Origin of the sequence: Paratractidigestivibacter sp. (assembly GCF_052362415.1) — a bacterium.
In the GTDB taxonomy this organism is placed as follows: Bacteria; Actinomycetota; Coriobacteriia; order Coriobacteriales; family Atopobiaceae; genus Paratractidigestivibacter.
On sequence record NZ_DAWEMK010000037.1, the window covers coordinates 1 to 1185 of the forward strand.

Consider the following 1185-nt stretch of genomic DNA (forward strand, 5'->3'; position numbering starts at 1 on the left):
CGAAGGGGTTCGACGTCGTCGTGATCTCGGGCGGAGACGGGACCGCGTCCTCGGTGCTCATGGCGCTCGCAGGAAGCGGCGTGCCCACCTGTGTGTTCCCTTCCGGGACGGCGAACCTCTTTAACGCGAACCTCGGCAACACGCCCGAGCCCCAGTCGCTCGCACGCGCATGCAGAATCGGCAAGACCGCCGACGTCGACCTCGGGGTGATCTCTTGGACAGACGATAAGGGCGCCGCTCACGAGCGGGGGTTCGCGCTGATGAGCGGCACCGGATACGACGCCCAGCTCATGCAAGCAGCCCTGCCGAACAAGGCGGCGCTCGGACAGGCGGCTTACTATGCCGCGGCCCTCGAGAATCCGCGACCCGAGGTGGTCGACTTCACCGTCACCGTCGACGGGCAGAAGCACACGTGCCACGGCATCATGTGCCTCGTCGCGAACAACGCGATGATCCAAAACGAGATCCAGATCGTCCCTAACTGCAGGATGGACGACGGGCTCCTGGACGTCATGGACCGCGAGGGCAATAAGCTCGGACGCCCGCACATAAAGACCTTCCGCGGCGCGAACATAGTCGTCGAGACGAGCGAGCCCGTGCCCCTGGAGGTCGACGGGGAGTCGGAGGGCTGCGCCGTAACGAGGTACGAGGCCCGCGCGCTGCCGGGCGCCGCGCGCGTGATCGTCGACGCGATGAGCCCCTACGGCAAGAACGCGCAGGTACGCGAGGGCTTCGGTGGCACCGAGGACGTCGATTACCCGAAGTAGACGCCGAGAAATTGCATGTGCCGGTCTTCATGAGCCTTAAATTATGGCGAAGTCGCGGTACCGAAGCTGGGCCTACCCCAAAGAAGCCGCTCAGCGGAGGTCGGCAGGAAAGACGACGCCGAGCTGGCGGCGGGCCTCATCCATCACGCGAAGGGTGCCGAGGGTAACGTCGCGCCAACGCGCGAGGTCCTTCCGGCCGCGGACGCCGTCGACGAAATCGGAGATCTCGCAGGCCATGTCGTGGGCGGGCGGGCGTGCATCGATGCGCCGGCAGGTACCGGACTCCATCCGGAAGAGCTGCCCTTTATCCTCATGGTCATAAACACGCAGGTTCTCCGGGCAGGAGACCTGGTCCCAGATGAGCGTAGCGCGCTCCCCCTGCACCTCGCAGGAGACCTTGCCGTCCGATACCTTGCCG

Annotated in this window: 1 protein-coding gene and 1 pseudogene; one reads left to right on the forward strand and one right to left on the reverse strand. The window is 65.7% G+C overall.

The genetic code is table 11. The features are described 5' to 3' along the window. Positions 1 to 767, forward strand: a 767-nt coding sequence (locus ACT84W_RS05230) for a diacylglycerol/lipid kinase family protein (RefSeq protein WP_444328445.1), incomplete at its 5' end; no start/stop codon positions are given. A gap of 90 nt (positions 768 to 857) precedes the next feature. On the opposite strand, the pseudogene ACT84W_RS05235 reads toward ACT84W_RS05230, so the two are convergent. Then, positions 858 to 1185, reverse strand: a pseudogene (locus ACT84W_RS05235) (hypothetical protein); the annotation flags it as partial.